A 14,697-nucleotide genomic window follows, 5' to 3' on the forward strand; every position below is an offset into this window, starting at 1 on the left:
TGTGTCCGGCGTGGGGGCGCCGGGGTGGTCAGCGGCTGCGGGCGAGGGCCGCGCGGGCCGCGGGGGTCAGGGCGTCCCCGATGCGGTTGGCCAGCTCGGTCATCTCGTACGACACCTTGCCCACGTCGCACTCGGGCGCGGCGAGCACCAGCAACGAGGCCCCGTCGTTGAACGCCATCGAGAACATGAAGCCGCCCTCGAGCTGCGTGACGTTCGAGATCACCGCGCCGGCGTCGAAGAACGCCGCGGCGCCGCGCAGCAGGCTGACCAGACCGCTGCCGGTCGCGGCGAGCTGGTCGGCCCGGTCCGGTGGCAGGTCGCGGGTGGCGGCGACCATCAGGCCGTCGCTGGAGATCGCGATCGCATGGCTGACCTCGGTCGCGCGGGCGGCGAAGTTGTCAAGCAGCCAGCCGAGATCCTGTTGATCGGTCACGTGCTCTCCTGTCGCGTCAGTTGTTGCCGAGGTTGACCGGGGTGCGCCGTCGGGCCGCCACGCCCCGGGCGTACGCGGCCATCGCCGTGGCCACCTGGGCGGGGTCGCGGTACTCCGACCGTTGCTGTTGCTGCGGCGCTGTCACGCCACCGGGCACGAGATGCCGCTGTGGTTGCCGCTTGGGCAGGCCGGACGTGGTGGTCGTGGCGACCTCCGGGGCGTGCGCGCGGGCCGCGGTGCGCCAGGCGTCGTCGGCCGGGCTGGCCCATTCCCGCCCGTCCCGCCCGTCCTGCCCGTTGATGACGTCGGCGTGGAACCAGTGGTTGACCTGTTCGAAGATGAGCAGCTCCTCGGTGGGCGCGTCCCCCCGGTCCGGGGGCGTGGGAGCCGGTCGGAACACCGGCGCCGAGGGCACTGTCCGTTCGGCAGGTGGGCGTCCGGCGATGGGTTCGGGGCGCGGCTGGTACGGCGGTGGGGGGCCGGCGGTCCGGGCCGCACGCCGGGACAGGCGACCGGGGGCGAGCAGGTACTCCTCCGGTGGCAGTGACCGGATCATCGCGGCGGGCAGTGTCGCCTCGGCGAGGACGCCCCGCCGGGGGCCGCGCCGCAGTTGGACGGTGGCGCCCAGCCGGGCCGCGAGGTGACCGACGACGACGAGCCCCATCGCCCGTACGGCGGCGACGTCGATGGCAGGTGGGTGGGCCAGCAGCTCGTTGAGCTGGTCCATCCGCTGCGGGGACAGCCCGACACCCTCGTCGCTGATCTGGATGATGACGCGGTCACCCAGGCTCCGGCCGCTCACCCAGGTCTCGCTGCCAGGCGGCGAGTACGTCGTGGCGTTGTCCATGAGTTCGGCGAGCAGGTGTACGACCTCGTCGACGGTCTTGGCCGCCACGGCGACGTCGCCGTCGATCATGCCGAGCCGGATCCGGGCGTAGTGCTCGATCTGCGACAGCGCCGCCTGGAGCACCTGTTGCAGGGGGACGTCGTGCTGTCGTACGCGGCCGACACCGACACCGCCGAGCACCAGCAGGCTGGCGTTGATCCGTCCCATCCGGGTCGCCAGGTTGTCCAGCGTGTACAGCTGGTGCAGCCGGTCGGGGTCGGTCTCGTCCCGTTCGACCAGGTCGACCTGGGCCAGGACGGCGTCGACGAGGCGCTGTTCGCGGCGGCTCAGGTGGATGAAGATGTCCGCGGTGTTGGCGCGCATCACCGCCTGCCCGGCGGCGGTCCGGACGGCGGCCCGGTGCACGGCGCTGAACGCCTGGCCCAGCTCGCCGATCTCGTCGTCGCTCGACGCGTCGAGTGCGACTGTGGACTGCTGGCGGGCCAGCTCGTCCGGGTCGACGGCGGCGCTTCCCGGCTGTTGGAGCTGGGCCACCACAGCGGGCAGCTGTTGGAACGCGACGGCGTTCGCGGCGTCCCGCAGGCGGCGCAGTCGCCGGGTGATCTGCCGCGCGACGGCCCAGGTCACCACTGCGGTGAGCACCAGTGCCAGCAGGACGCCCACCGCTTCGGCCACGGCCCGGCGGCGCTGGTCGGCGTGCGCGGCCCGGACGTCGTCGAGCACCGCGGCGTCGACGCGTGCCCGCAGGTCGGAAAGGCGGGCGGCACGGGCCTGCGTGGTGGACACCCAGGCTTCGGTCTCCAGCCGCAGCGGTGTGCCGGGCTGTGCTCGGGACACGTCGTCCTGCATCCGTTGCAGCGCGAGCGCCTCCTTGCCGGTGCCGGCCTGCTCCCACCAGGTGTTCCAGTCCGGTGGGGCGAGGGCCAGGAACGACAGGCTCGACTCGGTGTAGCTCGTCCGGGCCGCGGTGATGTCCTGCTGCATGGCGGGCGTGAGTTCGCCCGCAACGACCGCGCGGAGCACGGCGACCTGCTGCTGGCCGATCGCCTCGGCCGTCTTCGACAGCGCGGCCGAGGCCCGGATCCCGTCGGCGAGCTGGGCGTTGACCACGCCGTGCGAGACGTTCTCCCGGAGGTTGATCAGGTCGGCGATGGCGATGCGGTAGCTGAAGGTCATCGCCGACACCGAGGCGTGCGCCGCGGTGCGGACCTGGGTGCGCAGCGGGGCGAGCCCGTCCAGGGCGGCGTCGATGCGGCGCAGGAGTGACTGGTTGGCGTTGGCGGGCAGCAGGTCACGTTGCCGGCGGTAGCGGGCGGTGGCGTCGTCGGTTGCTGCCATCTCCACGCCGAACGCGTCCTGCTGCTCCGGAGCGGCGTAGGTGAGCAGGTCGGCCGCGGCGATGCGCTCGCGTTGTAGACGGTAGGCCAGGTCACCGGCCTCGGCGCCGACCTGTGCCAGGATCCGCAGGTCGTCGGCGCGGCCTGTCTGGCGCGCGCTCTCGGTGAGTGCGAGGCTGGCGAAGCCGATCACGGCGACCAGCGGTGCCGCGACGATGAGGCGCATCCGACCGGCAATCTTCCAGCCGCGCCGACGGGTCGGGTAGGGTCGGGCCTCGTGGGACCTCGTGCTCGACGCCAAGATTGACTCCCACGACTCGTCGATGACGGTCTATCCGCACCTTGCCAAATGCAAGTCCCATTCGGCCGGAAGTGGCGCTCGTAGGCCAGACCTGACCGTGGTACAAACTGCCCGTACCAGCATCTGTACCCAGCGTCAGCGGGCGGTGACACCGCGCGGCGTCACGGGACTGCAAGGTCAGCGCCGGTCGCCCCGGGGCCCTGTCGAAGCGTCGCGCTCGCGGTCGTCCGGTTCGGGGTGACCGTTGAGGACCTGACCGATCAGCTCGCGCAGCTCGTCGATGGCGTCCACGACCGCACCGGGGTCGCTGGCGTCACGCCGACCGCGCTGACGTGCGACAGGCGGGTCCGAGCGTGCGGGTTCGGAGGATCGCGGACCGCGGCGACCGTCGGCCGCCAGCTGTTCGGCGGCGACCTGCGGCCACAGCGCCGCCAGCAGGCCGTCGGTGTCGAGTACGTCGTCGCAGCGCACCGCGAACTCGTGGCTGCCGAACCGGCGACCCGACTCCACCGCCGCGACCGTCTCCCGGCTGAACCGCACCCGATCCGCCAGCGCCCGCTGGGTCAGGCCACGTCGGAGGCGGCAGTTGCGCAGCTCCCACCGGAACCGCTCGCTGGCCGCGGGTTGAGCGGAGCTCGACGGCGATGTGTGCTCCATGCGCTCACCTTCGTGGCAACGGGGAATCGGCAGCGGACAGACCAAACCGTGTCGCTGCGCCGGGCATTCGTAGAGAGCAATTCTTAACCCAGGACGTGATCGGTGTGAAGACGTTGACCGACATGGATCGCACGGCAAAGCGTGAAAGGCGTGGGTCGGACCCCGTGCGGGCGTCGGGTCGTCGCGGGCGGAAGCCGCAGTACGACGTCTGTCCACGCCCGCGTCCGGATGCGCGACGTGCTCACTGTCCGCCGATGTACGCCTCGGCGCTGGCCGCCTCTCGTGTCGCCGGCACGCCCGCTGGTGTGACGATGTCGATTGTCGCGCTCAACCCGTGATGCGCGCGAAACGCGACATTCGGTTTGTAGGAACGGCTGTGACCTTGTGTCAGTCGTAGGCCGGGAATGGCCGCGGCGAGTCGGGTGAGGGCGATCCGGGCCTCAAGTCGCGCCAGTCCCGCGCCTATGCAGAAATGTGCACCATGGCCGAACGACAGGTGATCCCCGGCGTCGGACCGGTGCGGGTCGAACCGGTCCGGATGGGCGAACACGGCGGGGTCCCGGTTGGCCGCACCGATCAGCAGCAGGCACCGGGCTCCCGCGGGAATGGTGACCTCTCCCAGCGTGACCTCCCGGCGTGTCACGCGGAGCCAGCCGTCGATGGCGGGCGCGAACCGGAGCGTCTCGGCGACGAACGCGGGGACGAGCCCTGGATCGGCGGCCATCGCCGACCATCGGTGTGGTGTGGACAGGGCCTGGTCGAGCGCGTGGGCGAGCAGTCCGGCGGTCGTCTCGTGGCCGGCGACCAGCAGATTGAAGGCCAGGCTCGCCACCTCGGGCACCGTCAGCACGGCGTCGTCGTCGTCGCGGTAGGTCAGGGCCCGGCTGATGAAGTCGTCGCCCGGGTGCCCGCTGGCCATCCGCTGGCGCACGAGATCCTGGCAGTAGTGCCAGAACTCCAGCAGGCCGCGCGCCAGACGTACCTGCTCGGCCGGGTCGGGTTGCCCCCAGATGAGAGCGATCTGACCGTCCGCCCACTGTCGGATCCGGGCGATGTCGGCGTCGGGTACGCCGAGGATGTCCAGGACCACGAGCAGGGGAAGCTCGGTGGCGAACTCGGCGACGAGGTCTACCTGGCCGCCCTGGCGGTCGACCAGCCGGGACACCAGCTGGTCGACCCGGCGGCGGACGATCGCGCCGTACTCGGTCTCGACCCGCTCGGGGGTGCTCGCGAAGGTGGCCCGCAGCGCCCGGCGGGTGCGGGGATGCACCGGGGGGTCCGCCGCGGCCGTCGTGGGCGGCGCGTCGATCTGCGTGATCACGCTCGTCGCCTCCGGGCAGACCTCGTAGACAGGTGCGAGGGTGAGGGCGTTGGCGAACGTCGAGGCGTCGCCGAGAGCCCGCCTGACGTCGGCGTGCCCGCTGATCAACCACATGCCCAGATCGTCGGCGTAGTGCACCCCGTCAGGATCGTCGAGAATGCGGCGCCACAATGCCGCCGGATCGTTGAGATAAGCTCCGGTGAACGGATTCAACCGCATGGAACGCCTCCTGATGCACGCGGCGCGAAACCGGCAGCGCGACTATTTGGCGAACCACGCCGATCGGGCCGACAATGTCACGCATCTGCCATGTCTCTTTACGGTCCGCTAATGGGCCGCGCAAGTCAAGATTGACGTACATCTAATTGGTGAACGGTTATTTGCGCGCTGCAACGGATGGGTCATTCTCGGCCGGATGCAAGTTGCGAGCCGGTGCTTGCCCTGAGTTGATTCCAATGCGGCACTTCCCCCATGACCAGGAAACGACACCCGCTACGGCAGGTGACGGTGGTCGGTCACACGGAGCCGGCGAACTGGCTGACGTGGCAGACCCTGCTGCGGCCGCCCGGCGTGCGGGACGTCCACGGGTGCCGGCTTCCTCGGCGGCGCCGACTGGCACGACTTCTCCGGCCTCAACGGAGAGACGACGCCGCAACCGACGTACCTGAAGGCACGCCGATCGACCGCGGAGGTTCCGGCCCGGCCGGAACCTCCGCGGTCGTCTGATGGCGGCGACAGCCCGCCGCTGCCTCTGCCCGGTCAGGGCGCCCAGGGTGCGGCGATGGCCCAGGTGCTGTCGGCGGCCCACAACGCCGGCGTGTTGTACGCGTCGCCGCCCGTGCCGTTGCTGAGCCAGACCTCCGAGTCGTAGTGCCGCAGGTACCTGCCCCGGAAGTTGTACGACTCCAGTGACACGCCCGAGCCGGTCAGTCCGACGCGCGCGCACCAGGTGGCGTCGGCGCGCATCAGCGCCGAGCCGTCGTCAGGCGAGTTGCGCACCCGGGAGTTCTGGTGGCGCAGGTACTGCCCGGGGAAGTTGACCGACTCGAACGAGTAGCAGCCGGTACCGGCCAGGCCGGCGCGGATGGTGTACGTGGCGTCGTCCTTGAGCAGGCTGGGGCTCGCGGCGTCGACGACCTCGGTGTACGCCAGGCTGTCCTGGTGGCGCAGGTAGCGGTTGGTGTAGCCGGGCGTGGTCACCTGTAGGGACCGCCGGGTGTTGACCGGCAGGGCGACGGGCGCCGAACTACCGATGGTCTTCGACGCGTTGACCAGGGCGGTGTTGGCGGCGCGGACCCGCGCCTGGTCCATCTTGATCACCTGGCGGTCGTAGGTGACAAATCCGTTCAGCTCGCCCTCCAGATCGGTGATCTCGGTGTAGACCGAGGCGCTGAGCCCCTTGCCGAGCATCAGGTTCTGGCTGCCCTGCACCAGCCCGACGTACCGGTCGGTGAGCGCTGTCGAACTGGCCTGCCACTCGTACGCGAAGAAGCTGCCGTTGGGGCTGTACTCGTGGCCCGGTGTGTGCAGGCCCAGGCCGCCGAACTCACCGAGCACGGCCATGCGGCTGCTCGACGGTACGGGGGAATCCGGCCCGAGGTAGACGTGCCAGTCGTCGATGTCGCCGTTGCCTGGGTCGCCGAGCGACTGGCAACAGTTGTGGCCGCTGTGCGGGTTGACCAGGCGTGTCGGATCCTGGTTCTTGATGTTCTGCGCGACCCGTCGCGTGTCGGCGAGGGAGCGCTCGCCCCAGCCCTCGTTGTACGGCGTGTAGGCGACCACGGCGGGCGAGCTGCGGTGCTCGTCGACGATCTCGCGTGCCTCGGCCTCGAACTGCGCCTGCTGGGCGTCGGTGGGGTTGATGTCCTGCGCGGTCAGCGACGGGATGTCCTGCCAGACCAGCAGGCCGAGCCGGTCCGCGTGGTAGAACCAGCGCTGCGGTTCGACCTTGATGTGCTTGCGCACCATGTTGAAGCCCAGGTCCTTGTGCTTCTGCAGGTCGAAGGCGAGGGCGGCGTCGGTGGGCGCGGTGTAGAGCCCGTCCGGCCAGAACCCCTGGTCGAGGGTGCCGACCTGGAACACGAACTGGCCGTTGAGCTTGGGACGCAGCACTCCGTTCACCAGGCCGGTGGTGATCTCCCGCATGCCGAAGTAGTGAGTGGTCCGGTCCACGACGGCACCTGCGCCGTTGCGGAGGGTGACCCGGAGGTTGTAGAGGAACGGATCGTCGGGCGACCAGCGGCGCGCGTTGGGCACCGGCACGCTGAAGTCGGTGAAGCCGCCGGTGGCCGTACCGACCACTGTGCTTCCGTTGAGCGCCTCGGCGAGCACGCTGTGGCCGCTCACGTTTCCGCGGGTGAAGACCCGGACCCGCAGGGTGTTGGTGGTGAGGTTCGGGTAGACGTCCACGCTGCTGATGGAGGCGGTGGGCACCGGCTCCATCCACACGGTCTGCCAGATGCCCGAGCTGGGCGTGTAGAAGATCCCGCCGGGGGTCTTGGTCTGCTTGCCGATCGCCGGCAGGCTGCCGTTCTGCCGCGTGTCGGTGGGGTCCCAGACCTTGACGACGATCTCGTTGGTCCCGGCGGTGAGCTGGGGGGTCACGTCGAAGGTGAACGCGTCGTAGCCACCTGTGTGCGCGCCGACCCGTACGCCGTTGACCCAGACGGTGCTCTGCCAGTCGACGGCGCCGAAGTGCAGCAGGGTGCGCCGACCCGACCAGTTCGCGGGGATGGTGACGGTGCGCCGGTAGAACAGGTAGTTGCGGTTGTCGTTGGCGGCCCGCCCGATGCCGGACAGGGCACTTTCCACCGGGAAGGGCACGTTTACCCGCTCGGGCAGGGTGGTGCCGAACTGCGGGGCGTCGTCGGTGGTCGACTGGCGTAGCTGCCACTCGCCGTTGAGGTTGAGCCAGTCCGGCCTGGTCATCTGGGGTCGTGGGTATTCCGGCAGTGGTGTGCCGACCAGGGCCTGGCCGGTCCAGGGGGTGGTCAGTGGCGGTGTCTTGGCCGGCGCGGCGTGTGCCGCCCGGGTTGGCGCGGCGAGAACGCCGGCGACCAGGGCGAGGATGAGCAGCAGCGGCAGGGCGGGGCGGGTTGTGACCTGACGTGTCATGCCGTCTCCGGGGGGCGAGTCGCCACGGGCGGTACGACCATGCCCGAAGCGCGTGGGTGGTGGGCGTCGGCGATATTGACATGCATCGTCGTCTGTATAACGTTATAGAGCCGCGCGGGCCGCCGCGTCAATCCTTGGTCGTCGATGTACCGTCGCTCATCAATCGAATTCGTGGAGGGTCGGCGGATGGCCGTCAGCCTGAAGGACATAGCCGAACGAGCGGGAGTCTCGCTGGCCACGGTCTCGAACGTGGTGAACGGATACCGGCCGGTGGGGGAGCGGACCCGGCAGCGCGTGCAGCAGGCCGTCGACGAACTCGGGTACAGCCCCAACCTCGGCGCCCGGCACCTCCGTCGGGGGCGTACCGGTCTGATCGCCCTTGCCGTCCCGGAACTGAACAACCCCTACTTCGCCGAACTCGCCGAGATCGCCATCGCCGAGGCCGCCGGGCTCGGCTACACGCTCGTCATGGAGAACACCGCCGCGGACCGGGACGCGGAACTGGCGCTCCTCGGCGGCTCCCGGCGGCACATCATCGACGGCCTGATCCTCAGCCCGGTGCGGATCGGTCGGGAGGAGGTCCTGTCCCGGACCGCCGACAGTCCGCTCGTGCTGATCGGCGAGGGCGTGTACGACGTACCGCACGATCACATCGCCATCGACAACGTGGCCGCCAGCCACGCGGCGATCCAGCATCTCGTGACGATCGGTCGCCGCCGGATAGCGTTCATCGGCGCCACGCCGGGTGGTGACCGGCAGTCGGCGCACCTGCGGGTACGCGGCTACCGCGAAGCCCTCGCCGCCGCCGGCCTGCCGTACCGCCCGCGGCTGGTCGCCCGCACCGACGCGTTCGGCCGACCCGACGGCATGCGGGCCATGCGTGAGCTGCTCGCGCTCGGTGACCCACCAGACGCGGTGTTCGCCTACAACGACCTGGTCGCCGTCGGCGCGCTGCGGGCGTTGGCCGAGGCCGGCCACCGGGTGCCGCAGGACGTGGCGGTGGTCGGCATCGACGACATCGAGGAGGGCCGGTTCAGTACGCCGACCCTCACCACCATCGCGCCTGACAAGCGGGAGATCGGCCGTCTGGCGGTGCGCCGCCTCGTCGCCCGCATCGAGGGTGCGCAGGTCGCGGCGCCGCTGACCGTGCAGACGCCGTTCCGGCTCATCCGCAGGGAGAGCACCGGCACCACGGGCGGGTGACGACTACTCCAGGTGGAACGTGGCGGAGGCCCGCTCGGCGCTCGTGCCCACCGCCTCCACATAGAGCAGCCCGTCGCGGTGACGCACGTACCGCCCCGGGTAGTTCTGCGACTCCAGCGAGAGCGCGGCGCTGTCGGCCAGGCCGGACCGGCGCTGGAAGCTCGCGTCCCCGCCGAAGAGGGTCGACCCGTCGCTCCTCTCGACGTACAGGGCGAAGCCCCTGTGGCGCAGGTAGTAGCCCGGGAAGTTGGTCGACTCCAGCGACACCGTGCCGCCACCGGCGAGACCGTTGACGATCCGGAACTGTGAGTCGGCCAGGTTGGCCACGTTCGGCTCGATCCGGGCCCGGTAGTCGTAGTGCCTGATGTAGCTGCTGGTCAGGTCATGCGACCGCAGCCGTACCGGTGTGGCGCCGTCGGGCACCGGGATGCCGAAGTTCGGTGTGCCGTCGGCGTTCCAGTACACCTTCTGGAGCCTGGTCCGGCGGTTCGGATCGTTGAGCGGATCGCCGCTGATGTCCCGGTAGTTGCGGTCGTGATAGACCAGGATGTCGCTCTGCCCGTCCTCCGAGACGGTGAACGAGTTGTGGCCGGGGCCGTACTGGCCGGTGGCCGCGTTGCTGGTGAACACCGGAGTGGGGCTCTTGCTCCAGGAGGCGGCGTCGAGCAGGTTCGCGGTGGCGGAGGCGCTCAGCATCCCGAGGCAGTAGTTGGCGTCCGTTGCGCTGGCCGAGTAGGTCAGGAAGAGGCGGCCGTTGCGTTGGACCACACTGGGGCCCTCGGCGACCCGGTAGCCGCGGGTCTCCCAGTCGTACGTCGGCACGACGAGCCGGGTCACCGTGCCCGTGATCTGCCACGGGTTGGCGCCCATCCGGGCGAGGTAGACGTTGGAGTTGGTCGAGATGCCCGGCTCCTGCTGCGCCCAGGTCAGATAGCGCACCCCGTTGGCGACGAAGGTCGAGGCGTCCAGGCTGAAGGTGTCCCAGGGGGTCGTGATCCGGCCGCGTTCGGTCCACGAACCGGTGAGCGGGTTCGGGTTCGCGTTCTCCAGCACGTACATCCGGATCCGCCAGACGTCGTCGGTCCGGCCCGCGGCGAAGTAGACGTACCACCTGTTGTTTATGAAATGGATCTCCGGCGCCCAGATGTGGGCGCCCATCTCCCCGCTGGTGTGCCGGGACCAGATGGTCGTCTCCGCCGCTGTGGCGAGCCCCTGCAGCGTGGTCGCCCGTCGCAGTACGAGTCGGTCGTACTGCGGCACCGTCGCGGTCATGTAGTAGTAGCCGTCGGTGTGCCTGACGATGTGCGGGTCGGCCCGTTGGTTCGCCAGTGGGTTGGTGTAGGCGACCGCCGGTGCCGCGTGCGCCGGCCCGGCAACCGGGAGGCCTGCCGACACGGCGAGCACGACGAGCATCGCGGCCAGGATCGGTCGGAGGCGTCGGGGGCTGTGGCGGCCGACGCGCTCCGTTCCGGTGGCGCGGCGGTTGGCTGGACCGTCCGGCTGCGGTGGCATCAGACCTCCGGAGGGTGTGGAGCGCGGGAGACGCGGTCCCAGTGTTGGCGCTAACATCGACGAAAGTCAAGGTAAGGGCACGACGACGCGCCCCGTCCGGTGTGGACGGGGCGCGTCGTCGTGTCAGCCGGGGACCGGCCGGTCCTCGTCGATGGTCGGCTCCGGGGCGGTGGCCACCTCGATGCGGGGCGACCGGTCCGGCGGCAGGTGGGCGAGGTCGGCGATCACGACGACGTCCACCTCCCCGTCGATCATCGCCTGTTCGACGGTCTCCCACGGTGCCCGGACGATCCCCTTCGATCGGTAGTCGTGCCGGCGGAGGTGGGTGAGACATGCCGCGACGGCGGGCTCCGACGGCTCGATGTCGGCGGGGATCCAGATAACTGCGATTTCCATGACCTTCTCCTGATCAACGTCGTGGACGCGGGTGGGTGATCAGGAGTTGCCGGGGCGGGGGAGGACCCCGCTCCACGGGGCGGCTGGCAGCGCGCATGTCGACGGCGGCGACAGCGCGCCCCCGCCACAGCGGCGAGCTGGGCAGCGGGTCTTCGGTGGTCGATGTCGCGGGATGGGCGCCGCTGACGCCGGTGGCCGCGGTGACGGACGCCAGCGACCGTACGAGCGCGGGCAGCTCCGGCACGGGTCGGGCGGGCGGGGTGGGCGCGGGAGTCCTGGCAGCGGCCACCCGCTTTCCTGCGGGCACACGACCCTCGCGGGCGCGGGACACCGCCGCTGTCGCGGAGGGCGCAGGCGACGACAGCGCCGCGGTACGGCCCTTGGAGGCGGACGGGACGGGCGCGGCTGTCGGCCGGGGCGACGGCCGGGTCCTGGGCGGTCTGGTCGGTACCGCGACGGGCGGCGTGACCGACGTCGGCCTCAGGGCGGTGGCCTTGGGCAGGGGAACGGCCGAGGGCAGGGGAACGGCCGAGGGCAGCGGGACGGGGACCGTCAGCGGCGTCTCGACCACGTCCGGCACCAGCGCCTTGATGATCTTCGGCGGGGTGGCGGCCCGCGCCGGCGGGGAACCGGCCGGCAACGGCAGCGGTTCGGCGCCGGCCGGCTCGGCGCCGACGGCCGCGCCGAGCGCCGCCGCCCCGAGGGCCGCAGCGGGCAGGCAGTACCGCAGACGCATCAGTCGAGAGCCGGTGACAGTCGGGTCAAGGGGTACGCGCACTCCGATCCACCCTGTCGGTGCCGCCCGCCGAGCACCTGCTCGTCGCCACACGCCGTCGCACCCATGGGTGGTTCTTGCCCCTCGGGAGCGGGGGCTACACCTCGCATCGATGTGTCCGGGCAGCGGGCGGGCACCCCGGCGTGAGCAGCAAGCGACAGGCGCGAGGGCCGACGATCGCCCACAATGGCGGACGTGGCACCCGCCTTCGTCCTGCACCACCACCGCAAACCACGACCGCACTTCGACCTGCGGCTGGAGGAGAACGGTGTGCTGCGCTCCTGGGCGGTACCTCGCGGACTGCCGGCCAGTCCCCGCGACAACAGGCTCGCGATCGCCGTACCCGACCACCACCTCGACCATCTGACCTACGAGGACGCCGACAAGTCGATCGCCGACATCGGCACCTGGGAGGAGCACGACCGCACCGACCGCAGGATGCTGTTCACGTTGCACGGCCGCACCGGCCGTCGGCGGTACGCGCTCATCCGCACCGGCGAGGGGTGGCTGCTCCACCTGACGAAGGAGCAGCCGCCGGACGAGCCTGGATAGAAGCGTCCCTCACACCCGCGCGGGAGCGCCCTCGGCACCGAACCACCTGGTCAACGCCGTGGTGAGCGTCTCCTGATCCTCGCCGACCCACGCGACGTGCCCGTCCGGCCGCAGCAGCGCCGCTGGCACGTCCAGTTCCTCGCTCGTGTCGACGACGTGGTCGACCCGATCGGTCCAGCCGTTCACCGAGAGTCGCCCCGTCTGGTCGAGCAGGAGCCCGCTGCCGGTACGCATCAGCTCGAACAGTCGCCCCTGCTTCACCTGGACGTCGCGCAGGCGCCGCCCGAGCAGGGCGTGCCCCTCCCCGAAGTCGTACCGGACACCTATCGCCGTGATCTTCTCGATCAGGAACCTGTTGACATCCTCGAAGTCCATGAGCTGCGCCACCAACCGTCGGACCGCCTGTGGCCCGGGCTCGTTGGTCGTCAGCTCCATCTGGGCGCGGGTGTTGTCAAGCACGTCGGCGGCCACCGGATGCCGCTCGGACTCGTAGCTGTCCAGCAGGTCGTCGGGCGCCCAGCCGGCGACCGTAGCGGCCAGCTTCCAACCCAGGTTGAACGCGTCCTGGATCCCGAGGTTGAGCCCCTGCCCGCCCATCGGCGGATGGACGTGCGCGGCGTCCCCGGCCAGAAACACCCGGCCGGCCCGGTAGCGCTCGGCCTGCCGGGTCGCGTCCCCGAAGCGCGACAGCCAGCGGGGGGAGTGCGCGCCGAAGTCGGTGCCGGCGTACCTGCGCAACTGCCTCTTGAACTCCTCGAACGTGGGCGGCACCGAGCGGTCCTCGGCCACGCCCTCCGCCGGTACGACAACCCGGAACACCCCCGGTCGACCGGAGGGGCCGATACCGAACCGCTTCTCCGTCTTGCGCACCTCGGTCATCACCGCCGTGGTCTCGTCCAGAGACGCTGTCACCTCCATCTCGCCCAGCAGAGTGTCGATCGTCGACGGCTCGCCTGGGAATCCGATGCCTGCCAGTTTCCGAATCGTGCTGCGCCCACCGTCACAGCCGACGACATACCGGGCTCGGAACGTCGTAGGGGTTGCGTCCGCGACGTGCACTGTCACCCAGTCGTCGTCCTGCTCCAGCCCGACCACCGCACCACCGCGCCGGATCTCCGCGCCGACGTCGGCCGCGTGTTCGGCGAGCAGTCGGTCGGTGAGCGTCTGCGCGATGCCGAGTACGTACCCGTGGGCGGTGTCCAGGCCGGCCGGAGCGGGTTTCTCGATTCCCGCGAAGAATCCTCGAACGCCGCCGGCGGTGATCGGATACGTCTTGCCGTTCTCCAGGAACCGCTCCAACAGGCCTCGCTGATCCAGCACCTCGATACTGCGGACGTGCAGCCCGAGCGACCGCACGAACGGCGGCGGCTCCATCTCTTTCTCCACCACGAGCACGGTGACGCCCCGCAGCCGCAATTCGCTCGCCAGCATCATTCCGGTCGGCCCGCCACCGACGATGATCACGTCGAACACGCAATTCCCCATGTCTGCCGATTTTCGTGGTCGGCCGACGATTGTGCGCCACAACCGGGGTCTTGCCACAAGCCCCGGTATGCGGTATATGTTGAAAGTGGCAAGGAGTTCCCCTCCTTGCCTTTGCTGTTTCCGGGGGCCCGTGCTGTTCCCCGGCCCGGCCGGCCCGGCCGGCCCGGACGTGGCGCCGGAGCGCCGCGCGGGTCAGGCGACCCGGTGGGCGTGCTCGCCTGGCATCGACGGCGGTTGCTGCTGCCAGGGGTCCCCTGTGGCGCCGTCGGCGAGATGCCGTTCGTAGTTGCTCACCTTGGTGTCGATGAGGGCGAGACAGTCGCCCAGCTGCGCGAGCTGCTCGGTGACCCGGCGCCGATGCTCGCGGAGCAGCTGGAGCCGTTCGACCTCGTTGCCGTCGCCCTCACGGACGAGCTGGGCCAGGCGGGCGATAGTCGTGAGCGGCATGCCGGAGGCCCGGAACTTCACGCAGTTCGCCAGCCACTCGACGTCCCAGGCGCGGTAGACCCGCCTGCCTGACGCGTCACGCCGCACGTCGCTGGCCAACAGTTCCCTTCCGCTCGTAGAGCCGCAAGGTGTGCACGCTCAACCCCGTACGCTGCGCCACCTGTCCGATGCTCAGGTCCCGGTCCGCCACACCGTCGACAGTAGTCAGTTGACCTAGACCTCGGTCTAGTGCCGTGACCACGAACGTTCACGGTGTTGGATGACACGCCGTCCGGCCTGTCGGCCGGGCGGCGTCGCGGCGGTCAGGCTGTGGCGGT

13 protein-coding genes are annotated in these 14,697 nt (G+C 70.5%); 2 read left to right on the forward strand and 11 right to left on the reverse strand.

Annotated elements, in window-relative coordinates; all coding sequences use genetic code 11:
- Nucleotides 1–28 precede the first annotated feature (28 nt).
- The 5 genes from ACFY1S_RS26865 to ACFY1S_RS26885 all read right to left on the reverse strand — a co-directional run bounded on the left by ACFY1S_RS26865 (nt 29) and on the right by ACFY1S_RS26885 (nt 8,010).
- Nucleotides 29–433 carry a roadblock/LC7 domain-containing protein gene (locus ACFY1S_RS26865; RefSeq protein WP_030490280.1) on the reverse strand — a complete coding sequence of 135 codons (405 nt, stop codon included), beginning with the start codon at nt 431–433 and terminating at the stop codon, nt 29–31.
- A gap of 16 nt (nt 434–449) precedes the next feature.
- Complete coding sequence (locus ACFY1S_RS26870) at nt 450–2,843, reverse strand: nitrate- and nitrite sensing domain-containing protein (RefSeq protein WP_387123351.1); 2,394 nt, start codon at nt 2,841–2,843, stop codon at nt 450–452.
- A gap of 252 nt (nt 2,844–3,095) precedes the next feature.
- Nucleotides 3,096–3,575 (reverse strand): helix-turn-helix transcriptional regulator, encoded by a 480-nt coding sequence (locus tag ACFY1S_RS26875; protein ID WP_387123353.1) that lies wholly within the window; start codon nt 3,573–3,575, stop codon nt 3,096–3,098.
- A gap of 241 nt (nt 3,576–3,816) precedes the next feature.
- Nucleotides 3,817–5,115, reverse strand: coding sequence for a cytochrome P450 (locus ACFY1S_RS26880; RefSeq protein ID WP_387123355.1), 1,299 nt, complete (start codon nt 5,113–5,115; stop codon nt 3,817–3,819).
- A 540-nt stretch (nt 5,116–5,655) separates the two neighbouring features.
- Nucleotides 5,656–8,010 (reverse strand): AbfB domain-containing protein, encoded by a 2,355-nt coding sequence (locus ACFY1S_RS26885; RefSeq protein ID WP_387123357.1) that lies wholly within the window; start codon nt 8,008–8,010, stop codon nt 5,656–5,658.
- Nucleotides 8,011–8,196: 186 nt separating this feature from the next.
- Here ACFY1S_RS26885 and ACFY1S_RS26890 point away from each other — a divergent pair, with 186 nt between their 5' ends.
- Nucleotides 8,197–9,213 carry a LacI family DNA-binding transcriptional regulator gene (locus ACFY1S_RS26890; protein WP_387123359.1) on the forward strand — a complete coding sequence of 339 codons (1,017 nt, stop codon included), beginning with the start codon at nt 8,197–8,199 and terminating at the stop codon, nt 9,211–9,213.
- Nucleotides 9,214–9,216: 3 nt separating this feature from the next.
- On the opposite strand, the gene ACFY1S_RS26895 is transcribed toward ACFY1S_RS26890, so the two are convergent.
- The 3 genes from ACFY1S_RS26895 to ACFY1S_RS26905 all read right to left on the reverse strand — a co-directional run bounded on the left by ACFY1S_RS26895 (nt 9,217) and on the right by ACFY1S_RS26905 (nt 11,899).
- Nucleotides 9,217–10,626, reverse strand: a complete 1,410-nt coding sequence (locus ACFY1S_RS26895) for a family 43 glycosylhydrolase (protein WP_387123361.1) — start codon at nt 10,624–10,626, stop codon at nt 9,217–9,219.
- A gap of 222 nt (nt 10,627–10,848) precedes the next feature.
- Nucleotides 10,849–11,121 (reverse strand): hypothetical protein, encoded by a 273-nt coding sequence (locus ACFY1S_RS26900; RefSeq protein WP_387123363.1) that lies wholly within the window; start codon nt 11,119–11,121, stop codon nt 10,849–10,851.
- A gap of 13 nt (nt 11,122–11,134) precedes the next feature.
- Nucleotides 11,135–11,899: a hypothetical protein gene (locus ACFY1S_RS26905; protein ID WP_387123365.1), complete on the reverse strand. Its 765-nt coding sequence runs from the start codon at nt 11,897–11,899 to the stop codon at nt 11,135–11,137.
- A 183-nt stretch (nt 11,900–12,082) separates the two neighbouring features.
- Between ACFY1S_RS26905 and ACFY1S_RS26910 the strand changes: the two genes are divergently transcribed.
- Nucleotides 12,083–12,448, forward strand: a complete 366-nt coding sequence (locus ACFY1S_RS26910) for a DNA polymerase ligase N-terminal domain-containing protein (RefSeq protein ID WP_364363353.1) — start codon at nt 12,083–12,085, stop codon at nt 12,446–12,448.
- 9 nt (nt 12,449–12,457) lie between these two features.
- Here ACFY1S_RS26910 and rox read toward each other — a convergent pair whose 3' ends face one another.
- The 3 genes from rox to ACFY1S_RS26925 form a co-directional block, all read right to left on the reverse strand.
- A complete protein-coding gene (gene rox / locus ACFY1S_RS26915; protein WP_387123368.1) occupies nt 12,458–13,921 on the reverse strand; it encodes a rifampin monooxygenase in 1,464 nt (487 codons plus the stop codon).
- A gap of 204 nt (nt 13,922–14,125) precedes the next feature.
- Nucleotides 14,126–14,479, reverse strand: coding sequence for a MerR family transcriptional regulator (locus tag ACFY1S_RS26920; protein WP_387123370.1), 354 nt, complete (start codon nt 14,477–14,479; stop codon nt 14,126–14,128).
- Complete coding sequence (locus ACFY1S_RS26925) at nt 14,457–14,621, reverse strand: MerR family DNA-binding transcriptional regulator (protein ID WP_387123372.1); 165 nt, start codon at nt 14,619–14,621, stop codon at nt 14,457–14,459. Before ACFY1S_RS26925 ends, ACFY1S_RS26920 begins: the two co-directional genes overlap by 23 nt.
- Between the last annotated feature and the right edge of the window lie 76 nt (nt 14,622–14,697).

This window comes from Micromonospora sp. NPDC000663, from assembly GCF_042898105.1.
Taxonomy (GTDB): domain Bacteria; phylum Actinomycetota; class Actinomycetes; order Mycobacteriales; family Micromonosporaceae; genus Micromonospora.